Below are 25,171 nucleotides of genomic sequence, written 5' to 3'. Positions count from 1 at the left end.
AGTGGTCACTGGCAGGCCTCGCAGTCGGGGTCGTCGACCGAGCAGGCACGGCCCGGATCGAGGTCGGGGGCGGTGGCGGGCACGGCGGTGATGGGCACGGCGGTGGCCGGGACCGCGGGCACCCCGGCCGTGGGCGACGCGGCGGGGGCGGCGGCCGGGGTGCTCGGCACGCCGGTCAGCCGGCCGTCGGTGCCGGTGAGGGTGGACTTCTCCACCGACGTCGCCGCGCGGGTGCGCAGGTAGTAGGTGGTCTTGAGCCCGGAGCGCCAGGCGAGGCGGTAGAGCTCGTCGAGCGCCCGGCCGCTGGGGGCGGCGAGGTAGAGGTTCAGCGACTGTGCCTGGTCCAGCCACTTCTGCCGGCGCGAGGCGGCGGCCACGAGCCAGCGCGGCTCGATCTCGAACGCGGTCGCGTAGAGCTCCTTCAGGTCGGCGGGGACCCGGTCGATCTCGGCCAGCGACCCGTCGAAGTACTTGAGGTCGGCGACCATCACCTCGTCCCACAGCCCGCGGTCCTTGAGGTCGCGGACCAGGTGCGGGTTGATCACCGTGAAGTCGCCGGACATGTTGGACTTCACGTACAGGTTGAGGTGGATCGGCTCGATCGACTGCCCGACCCCGCAGATGTTCGAGATCGTCGCCGTCGGGGCGATGGCGAGCACGTTGGAGTTGCGCATCCCCTGGGTGCGCACCTTCTCCCGCAGCGCGTCCCAGTCCAGCGTGGACGACCGGTCGACGTCGAGCTCGCCGTCGCCGCGGGCCGCGGCCAGCAGCTCGAGCGAGTCCAGCGGCAGGATCCCGCGGCTCCACAGCGACCCGTCGAAGCTGGCGTAGCGGCCGCGCTCGACCGCCAGGTCCGACGAGGCGGTGATCGCGTGGAACGACAGCGCCTCCGCGCTGCGGTCGGCGAACTGCACCGCCGCGTCGCTGCCGGGCGCGATGCGCCGGGTGAACAGCGCGTCGGAGAAGCCCATGAGGCCCAGGCCGACCGGGCGGTGACGCAGGTTGGACCGGCGGGCCTCGGGAATCGTGTAGAAGTTGATGTCCACGACGTTGTCGAGCATCCGCACCGCGGTGGTCACCGTGCGGCGCAGCTTGTCGGCGTCGAGCCCGTCCGCGGTGACGTGCGCGGCGAGGTTCACCGAGCCCAGGTTGCAGACCGCGACCTCGCCCTCGTCGCCGGCACGGGTGTTGAGGGTGATCTCGGTGCACAGGTTCGACGAGTGAACCACGCCCGCGTGCTGCTGCGGGCTGCGCAGGTTGCACGGGTCCTTGAACGTGATCCACGGGTGCCCGGTCTCGAACAGCATGGTCAGCATCCGCCGCCACAGCTCGACCGCGCGCACCGTGCGGTGCACCCGCACCTCACCGCGCGCCGCGGCCGCCTCGTAGGCGCGGTAGCGCTCGGCGAACGCGGTGCCGTAGAGGTCGTGCAGGTCGGGGACCTCGTCCGGGGAGAACAGGGTCCACTCGCCGTCGGCCTGCACGCGGCGCAGGAACTCGTCGGGCACCCAGTTCGCGGTGTTCATGTCGTGGGTGCGGCGACGGTCGTCGCCGGTGTTCTTGCGCAGGTCGAGGAACTCCTCGATGTCGACGTGCCACGTCTCCAGGTAGGCGCACGCGGCGCCCTTGCGCTTGCCGCCCTGGTTCACCGCGACGGCGGTGTCCCCGGCGATCTTGAGGAACGGCACCACGCCCTGGGAGACGCCGTTCGTGCCCCGGATGTGCGCGCCGAGCCCCCGGACCGGGGTCCAGTCGTTGCCCAGCCCGCCGGAGTACTTCGCCAGCAGCGCGTTGTTGCGGTAGCCGCCGAAGATCGACTCCAGGTCGTCGTCGACGGTGGTGAGGAAGCACGACGACAGCTGGGGGCGGGTGGTGCCCGAGTTGAACAGCGTCGGGGTCGAGGCCATGAAGTCGAAGCTCGACAGCAGCTCGTAGAACTCGACCGCCCGCGCCTCGCGGTCGACCTCGCGGACCGCCAGCCCCATCGCGACCCGCAGGAAGAACGCCTGCGGCAGCTCGAAGCGCACGCCGCGCTCGTGCAGGAAGTAGCGGTCGTAGAGGGTCTGCAGGCCGAGGAAGCCGATCTGCAGGTCGCGCTCGGGGCGGATCGCGGCGGTGACCCGGTCCAGGTCGAAGGTCGCGAGCTCGGGGTCGACCAGGCCGATCGCGATGGCGTGGCGCAGGTAGTCCTTCGTGTAGGCCGCGTACCGCCCGGCCATCGTCGCGTGGTCCGGGGTCTCCCGGGCGCCCGACAGGTGCGACACGGCCTCGGCGCGCAGCCGGTCCAGCAGCAGCCGCGAGGCCACCAGGGAGTACGCGGGCTCGCGCTCGACCAGCGTGCGCGCGGCCAGGACGAGGGCCTGGGCCAGCTCGTCGGCGGTGATGCCGTCGTAGACGGTGCGGTCCAGCTCGGCGAGCACCCTGTCCGGGGTCACGTCCTCGACGCCGGCGCAGGCCTCGTCGAGCACCGCGGCGACGCGGACCCGGTCCAGCGGGGCCCGGCTGCCGTCGGGGTGGGTGACGTGCACGACCGGGGCGTCCGCGGCGGCGGTGTCCCCGCCGTCGTGCGCGCGGGCCCGGGCCTGCTGCTCGCGGTAGAGCACATAGGAGCGGGCGACCTTGTGGTGGCCTCCGCGCATCAGGGCGAGCTCGACCTGGTCCTGGATCTGCTCGACGTGCACGGCGCGCGCCGGGTGCCGGGTCAGCGCCGCGACGACCTGGTCGGTCAGTCCGGCCACGAGGTGGTGCAGCCGCGACGACGCCGCGCCCGAGTCCCCCTCGACCGCCAGGAACGCCTTGGTCGTCGCCACCGAGATCTTCGTGGCGTCGAACCCGGTCTCGGACCCGTCGCGCCGGATGACGCGCAGGGCCGGTGGTGCTGCTGCCGGTGCAGCGGTGGAAGCCGTCACGGGCTCTCTCCTCGCGAGTCGCCGTCCCTCCGGGGGCGGGCGCGGTACGAGGAGGCGGTGGGTCGGCGTGTCGTCGGCGGCCCACCGCACCCTGGCGCCGTCCCACGAGGCCCCGGAGCAGCGCGCGCCGGTCGGCACGCGCACCGGTGGCAGGTCTTCGGACTCACGGGCGCACTGCGCAGACCTACTGGCCGTCGCTTCCCGGGATCACTCCCAGTGCTGTTGACGGCGGTCGTTCCCGTTCACCGCTGCGGGGCAGTCCCGGATTCCCACCGGGTTCCCTCTTGCCTCACCGGCCCGTGCGGACCGGTGAACCACCAGCGCCCCGGACACTACATCTGGGGTTCGGACACGATCGACCCCCCTATCGGTTCCGGTTTCGACGGCCATCGAGTCACGCACGGTGAACGTCGCCGGTCACGGGCCCGGCGGTCCCTTCCGCTCGACGGGTCCGCGCGGATACCGTCGGCCGCACTGTTGCCACCGTTGTGCAGGAGAGTGCGATGACCACCGGAACGGACCTCGACGCCGAGCACTGGCTGCGCCGGTGGGACGCCCAGCAGGAGCGCTACATCCCCGACCGGGAGGAACTGTTCGCGCTGGCGCTCGACGTCGTCGACCGTCTCGCCGGCACCCCCGCCCGGCTGCTCGACCTCGCCTGTGGGCCCGGGTCGTTCGCGGCCCGCGCGGCGGCGCACTGGACCGGGGCCGAGGTGGTCGGCGTCGACGTCGACCCGGTCATGCTGGAGCTGGCCCGGCGGACCACCGGCGAGCGCGTCCACTGGGTCGACGCCGACCTCTCGCGTCCCGGGTGGACCGACGCCGTCGGCGGCGGGCCGTTCGACGCGGCCGTCTCGGCCACCGCCCTGCACTGGCTGCCCGAGCACGCGCTGCCCGGGCTCGCGCAGCGCCTCGCGTCCGTGCTGCGCCCCGGCGGGGTGTTCGTGAACGTCGACACCCTGCTCGCCGACCCCGCCCGGCCGCGCCTGGCCGAGCTGACCCGGACCCTGCGTGTCGAGCGCACCGACCGGGGACTGGCGACCGGTGAGGACTTCCGGACCTGGTGGGACGCGCTCGCCGACGAGCCCGCCCTGGCCGACGGGTTCGCCGAGCGGGAGCGCCGCTTCGCCGACCGGGTCACCGGCGGGTCGTCGCTACCGGCCTGGGAGCAGGCGCTGTCCGGCGCCGGGTTCGCCGAGGTCGGGACGCTCACCCAGACCTTCGACCGGCGGACCCTGGTCGCGATCCGCTGATCACCCGAGCCGGGCGCGCGCGAAGTTCGCCCAGGCGAACGTGTTCGGCCGGGCCGCCTCCAGTCCGGTGAGCCCGGCCGCCACGCCGACGTTCCAGTCCCGCACACCCCACACCAGGGCGCCCGACTCGGCGCGCAGCAGACCGAGGATCCGGGCGAACGCGTCGGTGCGCGCGGCGTCGTCGGTGGTGGCGACAGCGGCGTAGTAGAGGCGGTCGATCTCCGGGCTGCGGTAGCCGGTGAAGTCGTAGGTCGGGGTGCTGGTCAGCATCCGGCGTCCGATGTAGTCCGGGATCGGCAGCGAGCCGGTGCTGTTCTGGGAGAACACGCCCTGCTGCCGGATGGCCCGGAAGTAGCCCGACGACGGCAGCGGCCGTGCCGTGACCCGCAGCCCGACCTCGCCGAGCTGGCGCGCGACGAGTGCGGTGGCGGCGTCGAAGGTCGGGTCGGCGCCGCTGGTCTGCAGCTCGATCGCCGCCCCCTGTGCCCCGGCCTCGGTGACGAGCGCGCGGGCCCGCGCGACGTCCCGCGCCACCGGGCCCACCCCCGCCGGGTGGTAGCGCAGTCCCTGGCCGAACATGTCGTCGCCGACCCGGCCGCGCCCGAGCAGCACGACCCGCACGAGCTCCTCGCGGTCGATGCCCAGCCGCACCGCCTCGCGCAACCGCGGGTCGGAGAACGGTGCCCGGTCCACCCGCATCACCAGGAACTGGCTCGCCGAGGCCGGCGCGGACAGCGCCGAGGCGCGCTGTTCGCCCCCCAGCCGGGCGGCGCCGGTGGGGGTGAGGTCGTGGGCGTAGTGCACCTGGCCGGACAGCAGGGCGCCGATCCGGGCGGCCTCGTCGTCGACGGGCAGGAACTCCAGCTCACGTACGCCGGGCGCGCCGTCCCAGTGGTCCTCCGACGCGGTGTAGACGGTGGACCCGCCCGGGGTGAACGACGCGAGCCGGAACGGCCCGGTCCCGTTCGGACGGTCGAACGACGTCGTCCCGGCCTTGACGATCTCGGTACCGGGCGCGCCCCAGGCCAGCGGGAACAGCGTGTTCGGCCGGGTCAGTACCAGCTCGACCTCGCTCGCCGACACCGCCCGCGAGGCGGCCGCGTCGAGGTCGCGGAACAGGGTCGCGGCGATCGCGGTGGTCGCCGGGTCGGTGATGCGGGCCAGGGTGGCGAGCACGTCGTCGGCGGTGAGCGGGGAGCCGTCGTGGAAGCGGGCCGCGCGCAGCCGGATCCGCCACCGCCGCCCGGTCGCGTCGCTCTCCCAGGACTCGGCCAGCCGCGGCTCGGGGGTCATGTCCTGCGACCACCCGGTGAGGGTGTCGAAGCACGCCTTGGCCCGGGCCTGGTCGACGTAGAGCGGCAGGACGTGCGGGTCCAGCGACTCGCGCGAGCCGCCGGTCGCGAAGGCGACCCGCAGCCGCTCCTCGCCCGTCCCGCCGCCGGAGCAGCCGGTGAGGGCGAGCGCGGCGACGCCGAGCGCGCCGGTCAGCACCCGGCGCCGGGACAGCTCGGGCGGGGTCATCCGGCGGCCCGCCCGGTGTCCGAGGCGCGCAGGCCGGGGGTGAACACGTGCCCGTCGAGGGCGGCCGGGCGGGGCGCCGTACCCGGTCCGCCCGCGCGGACCCAGTCGGCGACGGCGTCGGTCGTCGCAGCGTCCAGGACCGCACGCAGCCACACGGGCCGCGCACCGGCCCGTCGCGCGACCGGGGTGGGTCCGACCACGACGACGTCGGAGTCGGCGCACGGGCCGAGGCACTCGCTGGTCCGCAGCCGCGCGTGGCCCTCGATGCCCCGGGTGAGCCGGTCGAGCAGCCCGTCGTGGTGGGGCCGGTCCAGGCCCGGGTGCTTGCGACCGGAGCCGCAGCAGCATCCCCGGCAGACGGTGACGGCGGACAGCGCAGACATGATCCGACCCTACGCGACATATGACGGATTGTTCAGACGTCAAGGATGACAATCAGGTGAGTGCGGCCACCGCCACGCGGGAACCCTCCGGTCCCACACCCCGGACACCAGGAGATCCCCATGAGCCACCACGTCCTCGAGGCCGCCGGCGTCAGCACCCCGGCCACCGTCGTCGAGAAGCTGCACGACGCCGCCCGCGCGAGCACCGCCTGCGCCTCGGCCATGGTCGCCTCCGGCGGCATGGAGACCGAGGTGCTCCTCGCCCTCGACGCCGCCGACCTCTGTACCGCGGCCGCGAGCGTGCTCGGCCGCCGGACCGGGGACAAGGCGGTCGGCGAGGCCGCCGCGTCGGCCGCCGCGCTCGCCTGCGAGGCCAGCTCGGCCGCCTGCGGCGCGCACGCCGACCACCACGAGCACTGCCGGCTGCACGCCGAGGTCACCCGGGAGACCGCGCAGCTGCTGCGCGAGCACGCGGGCGCCTGAGCGCTCCGGCTCAGCCGGCCGGGACCGGCTGCGGTGCCGCGGCCACCCGGCCGTCGACGAGGGTCACGACCCGGTCCGCCGACGCGACGGCGACCGGGTCGTGGCTGATCAGCAGCACCGCGGTGCCGTCCTCGCGGCAGACGCGCCGCAGCTCGGCGAGCAGCAGCGCGCGGTGCCCGCCGTCCAGCGCCGAGGTGGCCTCGTCGGCCACCAGTACCGCGGGCCCGGCGAGCAGAGCCCGCGCCACCGAGGCGCGCTGGAGCTGACCGCCGGACAGCCCGCCCGGGCGGCGCGCGGCTGTCGCGGCGGGGACCCCGAGCCGCTCCAGCAGCGCGACGGCGGCGGCGCGGGCGTCGGCCGGGGACCGCCCGCGCAGCAGCACGGCCGGCCGGGCGACCTGGTCGAGGACCGGGCGGTGGTCGAGGAACGCGGACCGGCAGTCCTGGTGGACGTACTGCACGGCGCGCCGGTCGCCCGCCGGGTCCCGGCCGCCGACCCGGACGGTCCCCGAGCAGGGGGTCAGCCCGGCCAGGGCCCGGCCGAGCGTCGTCTTGCCCGCCCCCGAGGGCCCGGTCAGCGCGACGAACCCGCCCCGCCCGACGGTGAGGTCCACCGCGGACAGCAGCTGTGCCCCGCCCGCGGCCCGGACCCCCAGACCCGTCACCTCGAGCATCGCCCCGACCGCCGCCGGTGGTGGCGGAGACGCGGTCGGGGCGGGTGCACCGAGCAGCGCGGCGGCCGGGCCGGTGCGCACGACCCGGCCCGCGGCGAGCTCCAGCAGCGTCACCGGGACGGCGGCGGCGAGCCTGCGGACGGCGTCGAGGTCGTGGGTGAGCAGCACGAGCGCCGTGGAGCCGGCGGCCAGCACGGCGAGCCGGTCGAGCACCGCGTCGGTGGTGACCGGGTCCAGTCCGGTGGTCGGCTCGTCGAGGACGACGACGGCCGGCCCGGTCACCAGCGTCTGGGCCAGCGCGACCCGCTGCTGCTGCCCGCCGGAGAGCCGGTGCGGGTGGCGGCGGAGCAGGTGCGGCTCGGCTCCGAGGCCGGCCCGCTCGCAGGCCTCGGTGACCGCCCGGGCCCGGGCGGTCCGGTGCCGTCGACCGCGACCGTGCACGGTCGCGGCGAGCTCGTCGAGGACCGGCCCGACCCGACGCACCGGGTCCAGGACCCGGCCCGGGTGCTGCGGGAGGTGCCCGACCCGCCCGGCGCGGCGCGTCCGCAGCTCCCGCGGGGCGACGCCGAGCAGCTCGGCGGGCCCGATCCGTACCGACCCGTCGAGCGCCACCCCGGTGGCGGCCTCGCCGAGTACCGCCAGCCCGAGCGTCGACTTCCCCGCCCCGGACGGCCCGACGACGGCGAGCACCGCACCCGGCGCGAGGTCGAGGTCGACGCCGTCGAGGAGCACCGTCCCGTCGACGGTGCGTGCGGTCAGCCCGCGGACCGACAGCGCGCTCACACGACCGCCCCCGTCCGGTCCGCGAGCCGGTCCACCAGCACGTTCGTCCCCGCGGCGAGCGCCACGAGCAGACCCGCCGGCACCAGCAGCGCGTACGGAGCGAGGAACAGCGACGCCGCGTTCTGCTCGATCACCACCGCCCAGTCGACGGTGTCCGGTGGCAGCCCGACCCCGAGGAAGCTCGCGCTGGTCAGCACGGTCAGCACGAGCACGCCGCGCGTCCCGGCGTCGACGAGCACCGGCCCGGCGACGAACCGCCCGGTCTCGGCGAGGTGGATCCGCCACCACCGCTCGCCGTTCTGCGTCATCGTCTCCAGCGCCACCCGCCGCGCGGGGGCCCCGGCGGCCCCCCGGACCACCCGGACGACCGCGGGCAGCTGCAGCAGCGCGGTCGCGACCAGCAGCCAGCCGACACCGCGCCGTCCGGTGCCGGCGAGCACCAGCAGCACCAGCAACGACGGCAGGACCAGCAGTACGTCCAGCGTCCGCTGGGTGAGCAGCACCGCCCACCGGCGCCCGGACGCGGCGAGCACCAGCCCCAGCGGGACCCCGGCCGCGTAGGCCAGCACCAGCGTGCCGACGACGAGCGTGACGACGGTGGTGCCACCGGTGAGCGCGAGCGTCAGCACGTCGCGGCCCAGCGCGTCGGTGCCCAGCGGGTGACCCGGCCCGGGCGGGAGCAGCGCGCCGGACCCGCCCGGGACCGGGAGCAGCGGCGCGAGGACGGGCCCGGCCACGGCGCACAGCAGCGGCACCCCGGCGAGCAGCGCGGCGACCGCGGTCGTCACCGGCACCCGGCTCACGGCTCGTCCTCCCGTACCGGGCTCAGCCGTGCGGTCGCCGCGTCGGCCACCAGGTTGACCGTGATGGTGACGAGGGCGGCGAGCAGCGCGTAGCCCTGGATCAGCGGGATGTCGCGGTTCTGCACCGCGTCGACCACCCCGGCCCCCACCCCGGGCAACGCGAACAGCGCCTCGACGACGACGACCCCGCCGAGCGTGCCCTCGACGATCCGGGCGAGCTGCTGCACCGACGGCGCGAGCCCGCCGGGGAGCACGTGGCGCAGCAGCACGTCGCGCTCGGGCAGGCCGAGCCGGCGCAGGTGGGTGACGTGCGGTGCCCGATCGGTCTGCAGCACGCCCTGGCGGATCTGGCGTGACAGCCACCCCAGCTGCGCCGCGACCAGCACGACGACCGGCAGCACCAGCACCGCCGGGCTGAGCAGGGACCCGCCGCCCGCGGTCGCGGGGAGCCAGCCGAGCTGCAGCGAGAAGAGCCCGACCAGCAGCAGCCCGGTCGCGAACTGCGGGGCGGCCTGCAGCGCCGACACCGTCGCCGTGGAGACCCGGTCCACGACGCTGCCCGGCCTGCGTCCCGCCGCGGTGCCGACGGCGACGCCCAGCGGGACCATGACGGCGAGCCCCAGCGCGGCGAGCAGCACGGTGCTCCCGAGCCGGTCCGCCACCTCGTCGACGACGGGCCGCCCGGTCACCAGCGAGGTCTTCAGGTCGCCCGTGACGAGCCCGCCGAGCCAGTCGCCGAGCCGCTCCGCGGCCGGGAGGCCGGTACCCAGCTCGGTGCGCAGCCGTTCCACCTGCTCGTCGGTCGCGTCGGGCCCCAGGACGACCTCGGCCGCGTCGCCGGGCAGCAGCGTCGTCAGCGCGAAGATCGCCACGACGGCGGCGAGCAGCTGGGCGGCCGCGACCGCCACCCGTCCGGCGGGGGACCGTCCGCCCCGGGCGTCGACGACGGGCGGGGCCGCGCCGGTGCTCATCCGGCGGCGGCCTTGTCGAAGCGGCCCCACAGGTGGCTGTTGGGCTTGGCGGCCTCGATCCCGGTGACCCCCGCGGCGACACCGACGTTCCAGTCCGACAGCGCCCACACCAGTGCCCCCGACTCGTCGCGCAGCAGGGTCTGGATCCGGGTGAGGTCCGCCCCGCGGGCGCTCTCGTCGGGGTTCGCGACGGCCTGGGCGTAGAGCCGGTCGACCTCGGTGCTCCGGTAGCCGGTGTAGTTCGAGTTGTCGGCGGACGACAGCCGGCGACGCCCGATGAAGTCGGGGATCGGCAGCGCCCCGGTGCGGGTGAACGACGCGACCCCGGAGGTGCGGACGGTGGTGAAGTAGGTCGGGGCGTCGAGCACCCGCGGGGTCGGGGCCAGGCCGATCTCGCGCAGCTGCTCGGCGACGAGTGTGGCCGCGGGCTGGAAGTTCGGGTCGCTGCCCGAGGTCTGCAGCTCGAACGCCAGCCCCTCGGCCCCGGCCTCGCGCAGCAGTGCCCGGGCGCGCCCGACGTCGCGCGGGGCCGCCGTCGCACCGGCCGGGTAGTACTCCAGGTCCGGCCCGCCGAACAGATCGGCACCGACCTGCCCGGTGTCGAGCAGGATCACCCGGACCAGCGCCTCGCGGTCGATGCCGAGCCGCACGGCCTCCCGCACCCGTGGGTCGGCGAACGGTGGCCGGTCGACCCGCAGGTTGAGGAACTGGGTGGTCGACTGCGGTGCGGCGAGCAGGGTGGCCCGCCCGCCCTGGGCCTCCACCTGGCGGGCACTCGCCGGACGCAGGTCGTGGGCGTAGGCGACCTGGCCGGACAGCAGCGCCCCGAGGCGGGCCTGCTCCTCGTCGATGGGGGTGAGCTCCAGCCCCGGGGCGGGCGGGGCGCCGTCCCAGTAGGCGTCGTTGCGGGTGTAGACGGTGGGGCCGCCGGGGGTGAAGGACACGAACCGGAACGGCCCGGTCCCGACCGGTGTGGCGAACCCGGTGGTGCCCGCCGCGACGATCTCGCTGCCGGGCGCGCCCAGCCAGAGCGGGAAGGTGAAGTCCGGCGCGGTGAGGACGACCTCGACCTCGCGCGGTCCGGCGGCCCGGCTCGCGGTGAGGTCGACCCGGGCGAACAGCGACGCGGCCGAGGCGGTCGTGGCGGGGTCGGCGATGCGCCGGAAGGTGAACAGGACGTCGTCGGCGGTCAGCGGGCGGCCGTCGTGCCAGCGGGTGTCACGCAGCCGGATCCGCCAGCGCGTGCCGGTGGCGTCCGGCTCGACGGACTCGGCCAGCCGGGGCTCGGCGGTCATGTCCTGCGACCACCCGGTGAGCGTGTCGAAGGTGGCCCTGGCCCGGACCTGGTCGACGAACTGCGGGACGACGTGCGGGTCGAGCGACTCGCGGGAGCCGCCGCCGGGGAAGGCGGCGCGCAGCCGCTCGGAACCCCCGCCGGTGCCGCCGCCGCAGGCGGCGAGGGCGGGGACCGCGGCGAGCGCGGCGGCGCCGCCCAGGAAGGTGCGTCGGGTCAGCTCCACGGGTGCTCCTCAGGCGGTGGTGGCGGTGCTGGTCGTGACGGCGCGCGGTTCGAGCCTGCCGGTGCGCTGCATCCAGGCGATGACGGCGGCGCCGACGAGCCCGATCGCGAGCAGGACGGCGAACGGGATCCAGCGGCCGGCGCCGTCGGGATGGCGGTCGAGCAGGTTCCCGACGGCGGTGTTGCTCACCGCCACGACGGCGGCGGAGACGAGGTAGTACCAGCCGTAGTAGGTGCCGGCGAGCTGCTCGCTGCCGACCCGGGGCAGCAGCGCGAGCGAGAACGGGTTGGTCATCGCCATGCCGACGGTGAACACGACCGTGCCCGCGAGGACCGGTGTGACCGCGAGCAGCCCGGCCGCGGTCCACTCCCCGGCGGGCGCGGTCGGCACGAACGGCGCCGCGACACCCAGCGGGACGAACCCGGCGCCCATCAGCACGAGCCCGGCGGACATCGTGCGCCCGTCGGTCCAGCGGGCGCGGCACCACGCGGTGATGCGGACCTGGCCGAGGATGCCGACGAGGGTCGACACGACGAACACCGCGCTGACCGCACCGGCGACGCCGGACACGCGCTGCGCCTCGACCGGCAGCACCAGGTACAGCTGGTTGAACAGGGCGAAGTAGCCGGCCCCGCCGAGCGCGAACAGCAGGAACCGGCCGTTGCCGACGACCTCGCCCCAGCTGCCGAGCAGCCCACGGTCCTGCGGCGGCGCCGGACGGGCGGGCAGGACGAACAGCTGCGCGACGGTCAGGACCGTGAACACGGCGCACGCCACGGCTGCGACGAGGCGGAAGTCCACCGCGAGCAGCGCGGCGCCGAGCAGCGGCCCGAGCAGGGCCCCCGCATGGCCGAACACGTTGAACACGGAGAAGACCTCGGCGCGGCGATCGCCGGCCTCGGCCATCAGGTAGGCGCGCACCGCGGGGTTGAACAGCGCCCCGGCCAGCCCGGTCAGCACCGCGGCGGCGATCAGGCCGGGCAGGGAGTCGGCGACGACGAACAGCCCGAACGCCACGATCCGCAGCGCGCACCCGACGATGATCACCGGACGGCAGCCGATCCGGTCCGCCGCCGAGCCGCCGACCAGGAACATCCCCTGCTGCGACAGGTTGCGCAGGGCGAGGACGAGTCCGATCGTCGCCGCCGCGTAGCCCAGGCTCCCCATGTGGGTGGCCAGGAACGGCAGCACGAGGTAGAAGCCCAGGTTGATGCCGAACTGGTTCACCACGAGCATCCGGCTCGGCGCGGTCAGCTCGCCGAAGGAGCGCAGCACGACGTACCCCCCCCGTCGGTTGATCACCTGAACGGGATCACATACGTCCCTGCGGACACAAGTGCCACTGATGCGCACCTGCCGATCGGATGCAGCGCGGTCAGCCGAGGCGGGCGCGGTGGAACCGGGCCCAGGTACCGGTGTCCGGGCGGGCCGGTCCGACGCCGGACAGGTCCGCGGTGACGCCGACGTGCTCGTCCCCGACCGACCAGGCGGTGGCGTCGGTGCGCAGCAGGAGCTGGGCGCGGCGCAGGGCGTCGGAACGGCGGGCCTCGTCCCGGGCCCCGGCGGCGACCGCGAGCCGCGCCCGCCCCTCGGGGCCGCCCCCCCCCGCGTCCCCCCCCCCCGCGGTCACCCACGACACCCGCCGCGGGATCTCCCGCTACCACTGGACCGGCGACCCGCGGTGGATGCTCTACGAGCAGGACACCGACGGCAACGAGGACTGGCACCTGTACCGGGTCGACCTCGACGCCCCCGGGGAGCCCGCCGTCGACCTCACGCCGATGGCGCCGGGCTCGCGGGTGTTCGGGGTCGAGCCGTCCCACGAGCGGCCCGGCACCGTGCTGGTCTGGATGAACCCCGACCCGATGTCGATCGACATGTTCCGGGTCGACCTCGCGACCGGCGAGGCCACGCTGGAGCTGGCCCAGCCCGGGCTGCGCGAGACCTGGCTGACCGACCGCGAGGGGCGCCCGGCGTTCCACTCGGTCATGACCGCGGCCGGCGACTACGAGATCTCCGCGGTCGACCCCGACGGCGGGCGACGGCTGCTGCACACCGTCGGCGGCCCGGAGCACCCGGTCGGCGTGTACCCGCAGATGGTCACCCCCGACGGCACCGGTCTGCTCCTGGGCCTCCACCAGGACTCCGACGACCTGCGGCTGGTCCGGATCGACCGGGCGACCGGCGAGCAGACCGTGGTGTCCGCGGTCGAGGGGAGGAGCCTGGACACGCTGGGGATGCTCGGCCCCGGCCTGCCGCAGACGCTGCTCACCGACCGCGCCACCGGCGAGGTCGTCGCCGCCCGGTACGTGGGGGAGCGGCCGCACCTGGAGATCCTCGACCCGGAGTTCGTGCCGGTGTTCGAGGCCCTGTCCGCGCTGTCCGACGGCGTGCTGGAGTCGGTCTCCTCCGACGAGTCCGGGCGGCTCTGGATCGCCGGGTACACCCACGACCGCGAGCCGGGCGTGTACCGGCTTTACGACCGTGCGACGGGGCAGAGCCGGGAGCTGTTCCGCGGCCACCCGCACCTCGACCCGGCCGACCTCGCACCGATGGACGCGGTGTCGTTCACCGCCCGCGACGGCCTCCCGCTGCACGGCTTCCTGACCCTGCCCGTCGGCACGACCCGGCAGGACACCGAGCGCCTGCCCCTGGTCCTGGTCGTGCACGGGGGGCCGTGGGCGCACGACACCTGGGGCTACGACCCCGAGGTCCAGTTCCTGGCGAACCGCGGGTACGCCGTGCTGCAGGTCAACTTCCGGGGCTCCACCGGCTACGGCCGCCGCCACCTCACCGCCGCGATCGGCGAGCTCGCGGGCGCGATGCACGACGACCTGATCGACGCCTGCGACTGGGCCGTCGGGCAGGGCTGGGCCGACCCGGACCGGATCGGCATCTACGGCGGCTCCTACGGCGGGTACGCCGCGCTGGTCGGCGTGACCGTCACCCCGGACCGCTTCGCCGCCGCCGTCGACTACGTCGGCATCTCCGACCTTGCCAACTTCATGCGGACCCTGCCCGAGTTCGTCCGGCCGTACCAGGTCAACGCCTGGTACCGCTACGCGGGCGACCCGGACGTGCCGGAGCAGGCGGCCGACCTCGCGGCCCGCTCGCCGATCACGATGGTCGACCGGATCCGCACGCCGCTGCTGGTCGCCCAGGGCGCCAACGACGCCCGGGTCGTGCAGGCCGAGTCGGACAACATCGTGGCCTCGCTGCGCGAGCGCGGGGTGCCGGTGGAGTACCTGCTGGCCACCGACGAGGGGCACGGCTTCGCCAACCCGGAGAACCGGATCCGGCTGTTCCGGGCGATGGAGCGCCACTTCGCCGAGCACCTCGGCGGCTCCGCCTGAGCCCGCCGTTTCGCCGCTCCGGCCCGGGGTAGCCGTCCGGGGACAGGGTGTCGGGCGACACGTCGGCGCACGCCGGCGGGACGGAGTGGACATGGCTAAGCAGGTGGCAGCGGTCTGGGTACCGGTGACCGACATGACGCGGGCGACCGCGTTCTACCGGGACGTCCTCGGCCTGGCCGTGACGATGGAGAGCGACGACTGGACCGAGCTCGACGCCGGCGGCCTCACCATCGGGCTCAACGGCCGGGAGACCGCGGAGACCGCCGACCACGGCGGTGCCGTGATCAGCTTCCACCCGGAGACGTCCATCGAGGAGGCCCTCGACGACCTGAAGCAGCGCGGCGGCCACGTCCAGGGCGACATCAGCGAGCACTCCTGGGGCCGGATCTTCCCGTTCCGCGACACCGAGGGCAACGACCTGCAGTTCTACACGCCGCCCGCGAGCTGACCCGGCCGCTCACGCCGCCAGGTCGGCCTCCAGGGCCTCGGTGAGCAGCGCGACCAGGGCCTCGCGCTGCACGTCGGCCGACGACCCGGACACGTCGTCGGCGCCGTCGAGCGCCGCCGCCGCGAGGCCGGCCTTGGAGTCGATCAGGTCGGCGATCCGGGCGTCGATCGTCTGGGCGGCGAGGATCCGCCACGCGGTCACCGGTTCGGACTGTCCGATCCGGTGGCTGCGGTCGATCGCCTGGGTCTGCTCGGCCGCGGTCCAGGACAGCTCCGCGAGCACGATGTTCGAGGCGACCTGCAGGTTCAGCCCGACCCCTGCCGCGGTCAGCGAGCACACCGCCACCGCGACGCCCGGGTCGTTCACGAACGCGTCGATGTTGCGCTGGCGCACCGACGGCGTCTGGTCGCCGCGGATCGAGGAGTACCGCACGCCCTGCTTGGCGAAGGTCTGCTCGGCGGCGTCCATGACGTCGACGTGCTTGGCGAAGAACACGACCTTGCCCGCGCTGCGCGCGATCTGCACCGCGTAGTCCGCCGCCAGCCCGGCCTTGGCCCGGCCGAGGCGGCGCATCATCGTGAACACGTTGTCCCCGGAGCCCGCCTCCGCGGCGTCCTTCTGTTCCCAGCCCGCGACGTCGCGGACCAGGCCGTGGTCGATGCCCTCGACCATCGGGCCGGACCGGCGGGCGGCGAGCGCGGCGGTGTAGCGGGCGACCATCCGCCGGGCCAGCGCCTTCTCCGCGGCCCGGATGGACCGGCCGGTCGGGCCGTCGATCTCGACGGGCAGGTCCGCGATGCGCCGGGCCGGGATGTCCGCGGCGACGTCGATCTTGCGACGGCGCACGATGCCCATGTCGACGACGCACTGGCGCGCGGCGCGCTCGAACAGCCCGTCGGCCGGGGTCATCCCGGTCGCGGTGAGCCTGTCGAGCAGCTCGGCGCGGGGCTTCGTCGCGTCGATCCAGCCGAGGAACTGCCAGATGGCGAGGAAGTCCTCGACGTCGTTGATCAGCGGGGTGCCGGTCAGCGCCATCAGCAGCGGCCGGGGGATGAACGCCCGGATCTTCTCGGCGATGTCCAGGACGTGCTTGGACCGCTGGGAGGTGCGGTTCTTGATGAAGTGCGCCTCGTCGACGACCATCCCGCGGAACCCGAAGTCGCCCAGCCAGCCGATGTGCCGGTCGAGCACCTCGTAGTTGACGACGACGATGTCGGCGAAGCCGTCGACGGAGTCGCCGTTGCCCTGGATCGCGGTCGCGGCCCGGCGCGGCGCCCACAGCGCGGCCTCGCGTACCCAGTTGGTCTTCACCACGTTCGGCACGACGACCAGCAGCGGGTAGGCGTTCGCGGCCTCGGCCGCGCGCAGTGCCTGCGCGGTCTTGCCCAGGCCGGGCTCGTCGGCGAGCAGGAAGGTGCGGTGGCCGTTCTCCGCGGCGGCGACGAGCTCCGCCTGGTGCGGCATCAGCTCCCGGCCGCCCGGGACCGGGCGGGTCGAGGGCTCGGGCAGCTCCATGCACGCCGGTGCGCCGGCCCCGGCGCGCTCGAAGGAGCGCAGCAGCGGGCCGAGCAGCTCCCAGCCGGTCAGCGGCGTCGGGCGCGGGCCGCTCGGCGGCGCGGCGGAGAAGTCGGGTGCGAGGAACGGGTTCGCCATCTGCCGGGCCACCACGGACTGCGGCACGACCTGCGGCTTCGCCGGGACCAGCGGGACCTCGACGGGCTCCGGTTCCGGCTCGGGCTCGTCGACCTCGATCCCGGCCGAGCGCAGCATCTCCCGCTTGAGCGCGCGCGCCGAGTCGGAGACGACGGCGTCGTCGGCGAGCAGGGCCAGCAGGCCCGCGTCGCGGACCGCGTCCATCGCCAGTGCCTTCGCGATCTCGTCGAGACGCTGCAGGGTCTCGGCCCGCTTCGCGTCGTCGTGCCGGTCGCGGACCCGGGCCCGTTCGTCGCGCAGCAGCAGCGCCACCGTCTGGAACTTGGTGCGGGTGGCCGGGGTGACCCGGCCGGTCCGCAGGGCGGTCCGCACCTCGCGTGCGGCCCCGGTCAGCACCGACATCACGTCGTTGCCGCGCGGGCGGCGACGTCGCTGGGGGGTGCCCTGGCGAGCCCCGGTCCGGGGCCGGCCTCCTCGCGCCACGTACTGCTCCTGTCGACGTCCTGCGGCGCCGGTCCGTGGCCGCGTCCCCGGGGGGCCGCGGCCGGACGTGCTCGACGTGACGAAGGGCCGGATGGCCCCTCCGCACCACGAACCGGCCGGTGGGGGATCGCAGTCACGGAGGTCGGCGGTCCGGCTGCGGGAAGCGCCACAGGCCGTCGACGGTGTCCGGGACCCGCCGTACGACCCGGCTGTGGAACACCCGGGACGGTCGGCAGATCTGATCCGGTTCCCACCCTACCCCGGGCGGGCCCGTACGGCGCGTGACACACCGGTGGCGGACGACACCACCCCCGCTACCGGTCCGGGCCGACCGGTCCCTCGATGCGGAACAGCCGACGCGCGTTGCCCTCGGTGAACAGGTCGCGGTCGGCGGCGGCGAACCCGTCGAGGAACCCCGCGACCTCCGCCCGCGACGGGTGCTGGAAGGGGTGGTCGGTGGAGAACAGCAGCCGGTCGGGCGTCGTCACCGCCAGCGCGTGCCGCAGGTGCGCGGTGTCGAGCATCCCCGAGCAGGTGAGCACGATGTTCTCGCGCACGTACTCGGGTACCGAGCGCTCCAGCCCGGCGACCCGGGCGACGCCGTTCGCGCGGTCGGCCCAGTAGGGCAGCAGCTCGCCCCAGTGTCCGAGTACGACGGTCAGGCCGGGGTGCCGGTCGAACGTGCCGCGGGCGATCAGGCGCAGCACCGCGACGGCGGCCTCCACGTGCCAGCCCCACCCGAACGTCGCGAGCGCCAGGTCGGTGGTGTCGCCGAACCCGGAGTAGGACGCGTCGCGCACGGCGGGCGGCGGGACCTGCGGGTGCACGAACACCGGCAGCGCGCGTGCCGCGGCGACGGCGAACAGGTCGTCGAGGCGGGGGTCGTCGAGCAGGATGTCGCCGCTGCGGCCGTAGACCATCGCCCCGACCAGGCCCAGGTCGGCGGCGCGTTCCAGCTCGGCCGCGACCGCCGACGGGTGCGCGGTGGGCAGGGTCGCCATCGCACGCAGGCGCCGCGGGTGGTCGGCGACGGCCGCGGCGGCGGTGTCGTTGAGCTCGCGGGACAGCGCGACCGCGTCCGCCGGGTCCAGCGGTCCGGTCGACGGCGGGGCGACCGAGAGCACCTGCAGGTCGACGCCCTGGGCGTCCATCGCGGCGAGCCGGCCCGCGCCGAGGTCGTGCAGCTGCGCGAGGTGGTCGCCGATGTCGTTGAGGGCCGTGCTCGGGTCCCGGCGGTGCGGTGGCAGGGCGGCCAGTGCCGCGTCCAGCGCGGGGGAGGTCCAGTGCTCCTCGACGGCGATGATCGACATGGGTGCTCCCGCGGCTGACGGAGGACCGGCCGCGCGACCGCGGCGCCGACGACGATGGTGCCACCGTGGCGGCGGCGGGGGCTCAGCGCCCGGTGGTCCCGCCCGGCGGGTCGACGCTCAGCAGCCGCAGCGCGGAGTCGATCTCCGCGGCGAGCCGGGCCGCGTGGTCGGGGCCGCCGGAGGCCAGGCCACGGGCCTGGGCCACCCGCAGCGCGGCGAGCGCGACCGCGGCGAGGACCGGCGCGTCCCCGGCGGGTGCCCGGTCGGCGATCGCCGCGGCCAGCGCGGACTCCTGCTCCAGGAGGACCGCCATCTGCCGCGCCTGCAACGCCGGGTCGTGGTGGGCCAGGTGGAGTGCGGTCCGGGTGTCCGGGTCCCCGTCGTCGCCGGCGAGCACGCCGAGCGCGGCCTCGCGCACCGCGTCGAGCACCGGCTCGTCAACGGGTCGGGCGCGGAACGCCTCGACCAGGTCGGCGGCCCGGGCACGTACGACGGCGAGGACCGCGTCCTCCTTGCTGGGGAAGTGGTTGAAGAACGTCCGCACCGACACCCCGGCCTCGTCCGCGATCATCTCCACGGTGACGCCGTCGAGGCCGTGACGTTCCGACAGCCGGACCGCGGCGGAGCGCACCCCCTCGCGGGTGGCGAGCTTGCGCCGCGCACGCACACCGGGCGAGGGGGGCCGGTCGGAGGTGTCCATCCCGGGCATCCTGCCCTCCGGCCGGCGAGGCCTCAGCCCCAGGTCACGGGCAGCGCGTGCACACCGAAGATCAGCATCTCGTTGCGCAGCGGCACCTGCCCGGCCTCGACGGCCAGGCGCAGCGCGGGGATCCGGGTGAACAGACGCTCGAAGCCCACCTGCATCTCCACCCGGGCCAGCTGGGAGCCGATGCACTGGTGCACCCCGTGCCCGAACGCGAGGTGCGGGACGCGACGGCGGGACAGGTCCAGCTCGTCACCGGCCTCGACGGTGCGCGGGTCGCGGTTGACCTCCGGCACGGCGACGACCACGGTCGACCCGGCCGGGACGGTGACCCCGCCGACCTCCAGGTTCTCGGTGGCGACCCGGCTCACACCGAGCTGGATGATGCTGAGGTGGCGCAGCAGCTCCTCGACGGCGTCGTCGATGCGGTCGGGGTGCTCGCGGAGGAAGGCCAGCTGCCCGGGGTTGCGCAGCAGGGCGAACGCGCCCAGCCCGAGCATGTTCGCCGTCGTCTCGTGGCCCGCCCCCAGCAGCACGAGCGCGATGTCGACGAGCTGGTTGTCCGGTAGCGGCGGGTCGGTGTCGTGCACGAGCCCGGACAGCAGGTCGTCGGCCGGGTTCTCCTTCTTGTGCGCCACCAGCCCGGCCAGGAAGGTGTACAGCTCGCCCAGGGCGCGGGCCCGGTCGGCGTCGGACGAGGCGGAGCTGAGCCCGACCGTGGTGTTCTCCTGGAACCGGGCCCGGTCGGCGTAGTCGACGCCCAGCAGCTCGCAGATCATCTGCGACGGCAGCGGGAGCGCGTAGGCGGCCACCAGGTCCGCGCCGGGGCCCGCGGCGAGCATCGCGTCGATGTGCTCGTCCGCGATGGCCCGCATCCGCTCGGTCAGTGCCCGCATCCGGCGCACCGTGAACTGGCCCTGCAGGAGGCGCCGGATCCGGGTGTGCTCGGGCGGGTCCATGAAGACGAACATGCCGTCGGTGCGCTCGACGTCGGCCGGCCGGACCGGCTCGCCCCGCTCGGCCGCGGCGGCGAACTCGGCCACCTCGTGCGGCTGCAGGGCGGTGGCGTCCTTGAAGCGGACGCGGTCCGAGCTGAACCGGGTGTCGGCCAGCACCTCGCGGGCCTCCCCGAAACCGAGGACGAGGAACGCGCGTGCCCCGTTGCGGAGCTCGACGGTCTGCACGGCGCCACCACCGCGGCGGGCGGCCAGCCCCGGGGCGGGGTCGAACGGGCATCCGGGAGGCCGTTCGAGCAGGTCCTCGGGCACGATGCTGCGCAGCCCGACCGGCGAGCCGGTCGTGTCGGTCGTCCCGGGCGCGGCGGAGTCACTCGACATGGGTCTCCCTGCGGTGGGTCGGTCGGTCCGTGGAGGGGCGCCGCCGACGCTACCAACTCGTTGCACGGTGTGCAGCGAAATCGGAGCCCGGGTCAGCCGCGCAGGATCCGCGGGATCGCCTGCCGCACCGCGGCGAGGTCGGTGAGGACCTCGACGGCGCCGGCCGCGGTCAGCTCGTCGACACCCGCTCCGCCGGTGCGCACCGCGTAGGCGGGGTGCCCGGCGGCAGCGGCGGCGCGCACGTCCCACTCGGAGTCGCCCAGGACGAACGCGGTCGACCCGGCGACCCGGCGTACCGCCGCCTTGACCAGATCCGGGTCGGGCTTGGTTCGGCGCGCGTCGGACCGGGTGAGGCAGGCGTCGGCGAGGGTGCGTCCGTCGAACAGGTCCAGATAGGCCTCGACGTGCTCGGGATCGCCCGAGCTGGCCAGCACCACCTTCATCCCGAACCCGTCGCGCAGGTCGACGAGCAGCTCCGCCGCCTCGGGCAGGGCGACGACCTCGCCGAGCAGCGGGTCGAACTCCTCCTTCCAGGCGGCGCGGGCGTCGTCGCCGTGGGTGTCCTCGAACCCCTGACCGGCGACGGCGGGGACCAGCTGGTCCCCGCCCATCCCGACCGCACGGTGCAGCCGCCACAGCGGCACCGTGACGTCGAACCGGCGCAGGGCGCGGGACCAGGCGATGGTGTGGTGGTAGTTGGTGTCGACGAGCGTGCCGTCGACGTCGATCACCGCGGTGTCGGGGGTCGTCATCCGCGCGGGGTACCCACGCGCCCGGCGTCCACGCGGCGCCGGCCGGTGAGGTCGGACTCCGCGCGCCGCGCGGGTGTGGTCCGGCGCCCGGCGGGTACCCCGTGCGACACCGAGGACGGGATGTGCGCAGATGCCGCAGGTACGGGTGAAAGCCGTCGGCACCGACGCGGCCACGACCGACCGGGTCGTCCTGCTGGAGGAGACGTCCGGGGCGGGGCGGATCGTCGTCGTCGCGGTGGGGGAGGCCGAGGCGCTGGCCGCGGCGGCCGCGCTGGAGGGGGTGCAGAGCGCCCGCCCCGGTACCCACCGCCTGATCGGCGCCGTGCTGCGCGCCGCGGGCCGCCGCCTGGTCCGGGTCCGCGTGCACACCCTGCGCGACGCGGTGTTCCACGCCGAGCTCGACCTCGACGACGGCACCCGCGTCGACTCGCGCACCAGCGACGCGGTGGTCCTGGCGCTGCTGCTCGGCGCCGACATCGTCGTCGCCGACGCGGTGCTGACCGTGGCCGGGGTCGACCCGTCGACGGTCGTGGTCGAGGGGCTGGGCAGCGGCTCCGGCGAGCTGGAGGCGTTCCGCCGGTTCCTCGACACCGCCACGCCCGACGACTTCGACGGGCCGCCGCGCTGACCCCGGCGGCCACGCTCAGGCGACCGGCCTGCCCGCCCCGCCCGCGCCGACACCCGGCCCGGCCTGCGGGAGGGCCGGCGCACCGGCGTCGCGCAGCAGGTCGGCGAGCCCGCCACGGGCCCGGCCGCGGGTGCGGGCGCTGGTCCGCACCGTCGCGGGCGCACCCGCGACGACCCGGTAGCCGCCGGCCCGCAGCCGGGCGACGAGCCCGTGGTCCTCGCCGCAGGCCAGCGGCGGGAACCCGCCGACCGCGGCCCACGCGTCGGCGCGCACGCCGAGGTTCGCGCCGTACACCGGGTAGTCGGGCGGCGCGGGCTCGCCGGGCGGGCGCGGCAGCCCGGGCACGTCGAGCACCACCCCACCGGCGACGGCGTCGGCGCCGGCCGCGGCCAGCGCCAGGTGTGCGGCGACCCAGCCGGGGGCCACGGTGCCGTCGGCGTCGGTGCCGAGCAGCCAGGTCGTCGCCGGGGCGGCGCCGTCGGCGGCGAGCAGCGCGGCCAGGGTGACGGCGGCGAGCTGACGGACCGCCCCGATCGTGACCGGCCCGGCGACCTCGTGCGGCCGCGGCGCGGACCGGCAGCCGGGCAGCGGGGCCACCCCGGCGGTGGGTTCGAGCACCGTCACCCGCACCCGGTCCGCGGCCGGGTGCGTCGCGGCGGCGGCCCGGGCGAGCGCGGCGGTGGCGTCGGAGCAGCGGTCGGCGACCACGCACAGCGCCCGCGCGGTGAGCCCGGGCGTGTGGTCGAGGGCGGTCAGCACGGACCGGACGCAGGCGGTGATGGTGCCCGCCTCGTCGTGGGCGGGGACGAGCACGCCCGCGGCGGAGGGTGCGGTCCCCGACCGCGCGGTCCGGCTCACCGGCGCCGGACCACGTGCAGGAGGAACTGCTCGTCGGTGTGCTCGACGAGGGTGTCGAAGCGGTCGTCGGCCAGCACCCGCGCGTGCACGGTGGCGGCGTCGGCGGGCGCCTCGGCGGGCCACTGCCGCCAGTGCACCAGCACCAGGTCGCCGCCCGGCACCAGCGCGCCCGCGATGCGGTCGAGCACGGCGCCCACCCGCGCGGCGGGCAGGTAGTAGAGGAACTCGGCGAGGACGACGAGGTCGACGCCGCCGGGGACCGCCCGGTCGTCGTCGACGTCGGCCGCCAGGACCTCGACGCCCGGGGTCCCGCCGAGGGCGTCGGTGGTGGCGGCGACGGCCTCGTCGACCACGTCGGAGGCCACCACCCGGTCGCAGCGCGCCGCCAGGTCACGGGTCAGCTCGCCGAGCCCGCAGGCAGGTTCGGCGGCCAGCGCGTAGCGCTCCCGCGGCAGGCAGGCCAGCAGCACGTCGCGCTTGCGCCGCTCGTAGAACGACGTGCGCACGGCCCAGGGGTCGGCGCCGTCGCGGTAGAGACCGGCGAACAGCTCCGGTGGCGCCCCCGAGGGCGGCGGCTCCCGGAAGTAGACCTCGTGACCGCCGTGGAAGTGGGCGAGCGTCGCCGCGGACAGGACCGCGCGGGTCCCGCCGGGCGGCACGGCGGACTGCGAGGCGTGCGCGGCGATCGCGCGGCGCTTGGCGTCCCGGTCGTCGGCGGACAGCGTCAGCCGGTGGGCGCGGTCCCACGGCACGCCGGGATCGGTCGGCGCGATCCGGGTGCGGGCCCAGATCGGGAACCCGAAACCGTGCGCGGTCACCGGGGCCGCCGCTGGGCAGGCCCGGCCGACCGCGGCGTGGTCGGGGTGCGGGTCGCCCCGCCACGGGCTCGCCCACGCGTCGGCGCCGGCGAGCAGCCCGGTCAGCGGACCGACGAGCCGGTCCTCGTGCAGGGCCGAGTCGGGCAGCCCGAGCCGGTGCACCGTCGCGGGCACGCCCAGCTCGGCCAGCGCCGCGTCGAGCTCGGCGCGGCGGGTGCGGGCCAGCCCGGCCCGGTCGATCGACCCGACCTCGGGCAGGGCGGCCTCACCGTCGCTGGCCAGGACGATCTCGACGGTGCCGCCCGCGGCGACGACCCCGCGCATGAGCCCGGCCGCGCCGAGGGTCTCGTCGTCGGGGTGGGCGCACACCACGACCAGGCGGCCGAACGACGACGGGTCGAGACCGCGCCGGGCGAGGGTCGCGGCCGCGTCCTCCCAGACGTCCGGGGACTGCACGGGCTCCATCAGGTCGCCGGGGTGACCAGGGCGCGCCCGAGGGCGGCGAGGTCGCGTCCGCCGTGGTGCTGGCGCAGGTAGATCTGCAGGTCCGCGAGGCGTGCGGTGAGCAGCGGCGACCCGGCCAGCACGGCGACCCCGGCGATCTCCGGGGCGGCGTCGAGCACGCTCCGGCACGCCCGCTCCACCGCGGCCCGCACGGTGGCCACCGCGTCGTGGTGGGCGGTGGCCGGGTCGGCGTCGATCCGGGCCGCGGTGACGGCGAGCAGGGCGTCCGCGGCGGCGACGGCGGCGTGCACCGCCCCGAGCGCGGCCAGCCGGTGCGGATCCGGGTCGGCCGTGCGCAGCGGCGCCGCGACGTGGTCGACGATCGCGGCCGCCGCGCCCAGCCACACCGCGGCGACCCCGGCGCCGCCGTGGGCGAACCCGGGACGGTCGGTGTAGGCGTCCGGTCCGCCGACCACGGCCTCGGCCGGCAGGGGCACGTCGTGCAGGACGACGTCGTGGGTGTCGCTGGCGGCCATCCCGGCGGCGCGCCAGGCCGTCACCCGTTCCACCTGCGGGGCACGCAGGTCGAGGTCCACGAGCCGGGTGCCGGCTCCGGCCCCGGACCCGGCGACGACGAGTGCCCGGTCGAGCAGGTGGGTGCCCGAGCAGAACCGCACGGTGCCCGACAGACGGAGCCCGTCGTGACCGCCGTCGAGGCGGGCCCCGCCGCCGGACCGCGACGCCCAGACCCCGTAGCCGGCGTCCGGGACGGGGGAGCGGTGGTGGTCGGCGAGGATCGCGACGGCGTCGGCGTGCCCCTCGGCCAGCCGCGCGACCGGCAGGTCGCGTCGTGCGATCCGGGCCAGCCGCGCCCACCGGGTCGCGGTCGCCCCGGAACCGGGCAGCGGGAGGTCGAGCCCACCGCCGGCGACGGCGGCGGCGAACGTGGCCCCGGCTCCGCCCGGGAACGGCTCGGCGGGGCCTGCGGGTGCGGGCACCGGGTCCAGGACGCCGGTGGCGGGCCCGGATCGGCCACCCCGGTGGTCGGCGCCGGGGACGTCGGGTCGGTGGTCGAGGCTCACGGG

Annotated in this window: 22 protein-coding genes and 1 riboswitch; of the genes, 5 read left to right on the top strand and 17 right to left on the bottom strand. The window is 75.8% G+C overall.

All coding sequences use genetic code 11. The annotated features are described in order from the left end of the window. Positions 1-5: 5 nt before the first annotated feature. A complete protein-coding gene (locus tag ND486_RS04170) occupies positions 6-2,909 on the bottom strand; it encodes a ribonucleoside-diphosphate reductase subunit alpha (protein ID WP_251782901.1) in 2,904 nt (967 codons plus the stop codon). Positions 2,910-3,039: 130 nt separating this feature from the next. Continuing rightward, positions 3,040-3,243: riboswitch (cobalamin riboswitch) on the bottom strand. Positions 3,244-3,412: 169 nt separating this feature from the next. Here ND486_RS04170 and ND486_RS04165 point away from each other — a divergent pair. Then, a complete protein-coding gene (locus ND486_RS04165; protein WP_251782900.1) occupies positions 3,413-4,162 on the top strand; it encodes a trans-aconitate 2-methyltransferase in 750 nt (249 codons plus the stop codon). Here ND486_RS04165 and ND486_RS04160 read toward each other — a convergent pair whose 3' ends face one another. Continuing rightward, positions 4,163-5,683, bottom strand: coding sequence for an ABC transporter substrate-binding protein (locus ND486_RS04160; protein WP_251782899.1), 1,521 nt, complete (start codon positions 5,681-5,683; stop codon positions 4,163-4,165). After that, positions 5,680-6,066, bottom strand: a complete 387-nt coding sequence (locus tag ND486_RS04155) for a hypothetical protein (RefSeq protein WP_251782898.1) — start codon at positions 6,064-6,066, stop codon at positions 5,680-5,682. The genes ND486_RS04160 and ND486_RS04155 overlap by 4 nt, the downstream gene beginning before the upstream one ends. A gap of 120 nt (positions 6,067-6,186) precedes the next feature. Here ND486_RS04155 and ND486_RS04150 point away from each other — a divergent pair, with 120 nt between their 5' ends. Further along, positions 6,187-6,549 (top strand): hypothetical protein, encoded by a 363-nt coding sequence (locus ND486_RS04150; RefSeq protein WP_073576628.1) that lies wholly within the window; start codon positions 6,187-6,189, stop codon positions 6,547-6,549. A 10-nt stretch (positions 6,550-6,559) separates the two neighbouring features. Here ND486_RS04150 and ND486_RS04145 read toward each other — a convergent pair whose 3' ends face one another. The 6 genes from ND486_RS04145 to ND486_RS04120 all read right to left on the bottom strand — a co-directional run bounded on the left by ND486_RS04145 (position 6,560) and on the right by ND486_RS04120 (position 12,929). Beyond that, on the bottom strand, positions 6,560-8,005 hold the full coding sequence (locus ND486_RS04145) for an ABC transporter ATP-binding protein (RefSeq protein WP_251782897.1): 1,446 nt from the start codon (positions 8,003-8,005) through the stop codon (positions 6,560-6,562). Continuing rightward, positions 8,002-8,808, bottom strand: coding sequence for an ABC transporter permease subunit (locus ND486_RS04140; RefSeq protein WP_251782896.1), 807 nt, complete (start codon positions 8,806-8,808; stop codon positions 8,002-8,004). The genes ND486_RS04145 and ND486_RS04140 overlap by 4 nt, the downstream gene beginning before the upstream one ends. Continuing rightward, positions 8,805-9,779 (bottom strand): ABC transporter permease, encoded by a 975-nt coding sequence (locus tag ND486_RS04135; RefSeq protein WP_251782895.1) that lies wholly within the window; start codon positions 9,777-9,779, stop codon positions 8,805-8,807. Before ND486_RS04135 ends, ND486_RS04140 begins: the two co-directional genes overlap by 4 nt. After that, positions 9,776-11,299 (bottom strand): ABC transporter substrate-binding protein, encoded by a 1,524-nt coding sequence (locus ND486_RS04130; protein ID WP_251782894.1) that lies wholly within the window; start codon positions 11,297-11,299, stop codon positions 9,776-9,778. Before ND486_RS04130 ends, ND486_RS04135 begins: the two co-directional genes overlap by 4 nt. A 9-nt stretch (positions 11,300-11,308) precedes the next feature. Continuing rightward, complete coding sequence (locus ND486_RS04125; RefSeq protein ID WP_251782893.1) at positions 11,309-12,574, bottom strand: MFS transporter; 1,266 nt, start codon at positions 12,572-12,574, stop codon at positions 11,309-11,311. A 100-nt stretch (positions 12,575-12,674) separates the two neighbouring features. After that, on the bottom strand, positions 12,675-12,929 hold the full coding sequence (locus ND486_RS04120) for a hypothetical protein (protein WP_251782892.1): 255 nt from the start codon (positions 12,927-12,929) through the stop codon (positions 12,675-12,677). 55 nt (positions 12,930-12,984) lie between these two features. Between ND486_RS04120 and ND486_RS04115 the strand changes: the two genes are divergently transcribed. Continuing rightward, the gene (locus ND486_RS04115; RefSeq protein WP_251782891.1) at positions 12,985-14,652 is read left to right on the top strand and encodes an alpha/beta fold hydrolase; all 1,668 of its coding nucleotides are present in this window, start codon (positions 12,985-12,987) and stop codon (positions 14,650-14,652) included. 91 nt (positions 14,653-14,743) lie between these two features. Continuing rightward, a complete protein-coding gene (locus tag ND486_RS04110; protein ID WP_251782890.1) occupies positions 14,744-15,100 on the top strand; it encodes a VOC family protein in 357 nt (118 codons plus the stop codon). A 9-nt stretch (positions 15,101-15,109) separates the two neighbouring features. Here the strand turns inward: ND486_RS04110 and ND486_RS04105 are convergent, their stop codons facing one another. The 5 genes from ND486_RS04105 to ND486_RS04085 form a co-directional block, all read right to left on the bottom strand. Further along, positions 15,110-17,236, bottom strand: coding sequence for a DEAD/DEAH box helicase (locus tag ND486_RS04105; RefSeq protein WP_251782889.1), 2,127 nt, complete (start codon positions 17,234-17,236; stop codon positions 15,110-15,112). Between the two features lie 314 nt (positions 17,237-17,550). Next, positions 17,551-18,546, bottom strand: coding sequence for an amidohydrolase family protein (locus ND486_RS04100; RefSeq protein WP_251782888.1), 996 nt, complete (start codon positions 18,544-18,546; stop codon positions 17,551-17,553). Between the two features lie 82 nt (positions 18,547-18,628). Then, positions 18,629-19,246, bottom strand: coding sequence for a TetR/AcrR family transcriptional regulator (locus ND486_RS04095; protein ID WP_251782887.1), 618 nt, complete (start codon positions 19,244-19,246; stop codon positions 18,629-18,631). Between the two features lie 32 nt (positions 19,247-19,278). Next, positions 19,279-20,586: a cytochrome P450 gene (locus tag ND486_RS04090; RefSeq protein ID WP_251782886.1), complete on the bottom strand. Its 1,308-nt coding sequence runs from the start codon at positions 20,584-20,586 to the stop codon at positions 19,279-19,281. A 92-nt stretch (positions 20,587-20,678) separates the two neighbouring features. After that, positions 20,679-21,338, bottom strand: coding sequence for an HAD family hydrolase (locus ND486_RS04085; protein ID WP_251782885.1), 660 nt, complete (start codon positions 21,336-21,338; stop codon positions 20,679-20,681). Between the two features lie 130 nt (positions 21,339-21,468). Here ND486_RS04085 and ND486_RS04080 point away from each other — a divergent pair, with 130 nt between their 5' ends. Continuing rightward, positions 21,469-21,966: a bifunctional nuclease domain-containing protein gene (locus ND486_RS04080; protein WP_251782884.1), complete on the top strand. Its 498-nt coding sequence runs from the start codon at positions 21,469-21,471 to the stop codon at positions 21,964-21,966. A gap of 15 nt (positions 21,967-21,981) precedes the next feature. Here ND486_RS04080 and ND486_RS04075 read toward each other — a convergent pair whose 3' ends face one another. The 3 genes from ND486_RS04075 to ND486_RS04065 are packed head-to-tail and all read right to left on the bottom strand — an operon-like array spanning position 21,982 to position 25,168. After that, on the bottom strand, positions 21,982-22,824 hold the full coding sequence (locus tag ND486_RS04075) for a glycosyltransferase family 2 protein (RefSeq protein ID WP_251782883.1): 843 nt from the start codon (positions 22,822-22,824) through the stop codon (positions 21,982-21,984). Continuing rightward, on the bottom strand, positions 22,821-24,107 hold the full coding sequence (locus ND486_RS04070; protein ID WP_251782882.1) for a bifunctional PIG-L family deacetylase/class I SAM-dependent methyltransferase: 1,287 nt from the start codon (positions 24,105-24,107) through the stop codon (positions 22,821-22,823). The genes ND486_RS04075 and ND486_RS04070 overlap by 4 nt, the downstream gene beginning before the upstream one ends. Continuing rightward, on the bottom strand, positions 24,107-25,168 hold the full coding sequence (locus ND486_RS04065; RefSeq protein WP_251782881.1) for an acyl-CoA dehydrogenase: 1,062 nt from the start codon (positions 25,166-25,168) through the stop codon (positions 24,107-24,109). The genes ND486_RS04070 and ND486_RS04065 overlap by 1 nt, the downstream gene beginning before the upstream one ends. Positions 25,169-25,171: the final 3 nt, after the last annotated feature.

The sequence above is a fragment of the Pseudonocardia sp. DR1-2 genome (assembly GCF_023717215.1).
GTDB classification, from domain to species: Bacteria; Actinomycetota; Actinomycetes; order Mycobacteriales; family Pseudonocardiaceae; genus Pseudonocardia; species Pseudonocardia alni.
Note: the sequence above shows the minus strand (reverse complement) of the source record. Positions and strands in the feature narration are given on the sequence as shown.